This window comes from Streptomyces sp. SID1328 (assembly GCF_009865595.1).
Taxonomy (GTDB): domain Bacteria; phylum Actinomycetota; class Actinomycetes; order Streptomycetales; family Streptomycetaceae; genus Streptomyces; species Streptomyces griseoluteus.
The window spans coordinates 1-2,483 of record NZ_WWKH01000287.1; the positions used below are offsets into that span (position 1 = coordinate 1).

The 2,483-nt window shown below is 74.8% G+C and carries 3 protein-coding genes; all 3 read right to left on the reverse strand.

The genetic code is table 11. The features are described 5' to 3' along the window. A partial coding sequence (locus tag GT030_RS08750; RefSeq protein WP_161200606.1) for a transcriptional regulator occupies positions 1-623 on the reverse strand: 623 nt, incomplete at its 3' end. Then, on the reverse strand, positions 620-1,009 hold the full coding sequence (locus GT030_RS08755; protein ID WP_078858580.1) for a hypothetical protein: 390 nt from the start codon (positions 1,007-1,009) through the stop codon (positions 620-622). The genes GT030_RS08750 and GT030_RS08755, both read right to left, overlap by 4 nt. A gap of 194 nt (positions 1,010-1,203) precedes the next feature. Further along, the coding region (locus GT030_RS08760) for a diaminopimelate decarboxylase (RefSeq protein ID WP_161200607.1) at positions 1,204-2,483 on the reverse strand (1,280 nt) is incomplete at its 5' end.

The following is a 2,483-nucleotide window of genomic DNA, read 5'->3' on the forward strand; positions in this document are numbered from 1 at the left end:
AGCGCGGTACGGACCCCGTCCACCCGCTCCAGCACCGCCCGGCGGCGGGGCGGGACCTGGGCCGCGCCCGCCGGGTCGGCCCGGATCAACGGGGCGCTGTCGGCGGCCGGGTCGGGCCAGAGCCGGTGCAGCAGCAGGCGCCGGCGCAGCGTCTCCCGCTCCAGCGACACCACCGGCACCGAGGGCAGCGGGCCCAGCCGGGGCGCGCCGTCGTAGCGGAACCGGCCCGGTGTGCTGCTCGGCGCCAGGGCGAAGTACCCGGCGTCGTACAGCGCGTCCAGGTGGCACAGCTCCAGCGCCCCCTCGGGGAGCAGGCGGGCGTCGAGCAGCAGCGTGGCGGCGTCCGCGGGGCTCGTGGAGTGCGCGGTGGCGCGCTGCCAGGCGGTCGCCGCGAGGGTGCCGTGGGCGGTGAGGAGCACGCCGAGGCCGGGGGCGAGCGGACTCTCGGCGTGCACCACTCTGCCCTGGGCCAGGTAGAGCGTGCCGTGCTCGCGGACGAGGACGCCGGTGGCCTCTTCCTCCGCCAGCCGTCTGAGCATCGGGGACAGGGCGCCCGCCGCCACGTCGCGCTGGTCGCTCCGGTCCCGCACGGGCAGCGGCGGGGGTATGTCCACCACGGTCATCCCAGCACCAGCCGGTCGGCCATCTCGCCGAGCCTGATCCGGGCGAGTGCGAGATTGCCCTCCGCGCGGCCCACCCACAGATGGAGGAAGACGCTGCTGTCGAAGGACGTGTCCACGAACCGCAGCAGGTGATAGCTGTCGTGGTTGCTGACGATCACGTCCTCGACGGGTGGCCGCCCGTCCTCGCTCTCCCCGGCCGAGAAGGCGCCGTGCTCGGCTGCCAGCCGGGCCAGTTCGGCGGCCTCGGCGGCCGTGGTCTCGTGGTCACCGCCGGGCGCCTCGCCGACCGTCCCGAGGGCCAGCCCGCTGGTCCAGTCCACCAGCGCCGCCCCCCGGGCGCCGGGCAGCCGCATGGCTTCCAGTAAGCATTCGTCGATTCCGGGCACCGTGGGCTCCCCTCCCCGCCTGGGTCTCCGGCTCAGTGACACTGACACTACGCAACGTGTGCGTGACGGGTGAGGGCTTTGGCATTTTCCGTTGGAACGTGCGTCCGGCGCACTAACCTGGGCCGATTGGCCTGCGTTGCACGGAAGTCGGACCCTTTGTCCAGGGCCTTTGTCCTCCGCGTGGACTTCCGGTGTCAACGGCTCCCGAGCGCGTCCAGGGTGGTGAGCGCGTCCGCGCGCGCCCCTCCGGACTCGGCCACGATCTCCGCCACCGTCTGCGGCTCGCGCACCACCGCGAACTCCACGCCCCCGGCCCCGTCCGGCACGAAACCGTAAATGCCCGGCCGCGCAAGGGAGTTGTACGAGTAGTGGTGGGCGAAGTAGTAGGCCCCGGTGTCCAGCACGGCCGCCAGGTCGCCCTGCTCCAGCACGGGCAGCGAACGTCCCTCGGCGAGCAGGTCCCCGGAGAAACAGGCCGGCCCCGCCACATCCTGCACCACCTCCGGCCCGGACTTGGGCAGACCCTCGGCGTCGTACGCGGCGACCCGCAGCGGCCACTGCGCGGGGGCGTACACCGTCCGCGCGGCCACCTGCACGCCCGCGTGCGTCACCGCGATCCGCCGGCCGCCCGCGCTCTTGGCGTACTCCACCCGGGCCAGCACCGTGCCGTGCTTGGCCAGCAGCGACCGGCCGAACTCGGTGACCAGGCCGTACCGCCCGTCGAACAGCCCCGGCACCTCGGCGGCCAGCAGCCGGGCGTAGTCCGCGTACGTCGGCGCGGTCGCCTCGGCCGTGAAGTCGACCGGCAGCCCGCCGCCGATGTCCAGGGTGTCGATCTGGCGCCGTCCGGCCCGCTCGTTGACCTCTTCCGCCAGCGCGTACGCCTCCACCACGCCCCGCGCCATCAGCGGCAGCGGGATGCCCTGCGAGCCGGTGTGCGCGTGCAGCCGGGTCAGCCAGGGCCGCTCCAGGTACGCCCGCACCACCCACTCCCTGGCCCCCTCGTCCAGCAGCGCCACCCCGAACTTCGAGGTCGGCGTCGCCGTGGAGGTCGCCCCGATGGTCCCGCCACCCACCTGGGGGTTCACCCGGATGCCGAGCGGGGACCGGGTGACCCCGGCCGCCACCAGGGCGTCGATACGGGCCAGCTCCTGCGGGTTGTCCGCGTTGACGGCGACTCCCAGTGCCAGTGCCTCGCGCAGCTCGCCGGGCGTCTTGGCGGGGGAGTCGAGCACGGTCCGCGAGGCGGGCACCCCGGCCGCGCGGGCGAGGGCCAGCTCACCGGGGCTCGCCGCCTCTGCGCCCAGGCCGGCCGCGTGCAGCAGGCTCAGTACGGGCACCAGCGGGGCCGCCTTCACCGCGAAGGCGTGCAGCACCGGGGTGCCCGGCGCCACCACCGCGTCGAACGCCGCGCGCAGGGCCGCCGCCGACTCCCGGATGCCCGCCACGTCCAGCAGTGCGACCAGCGGCGCGT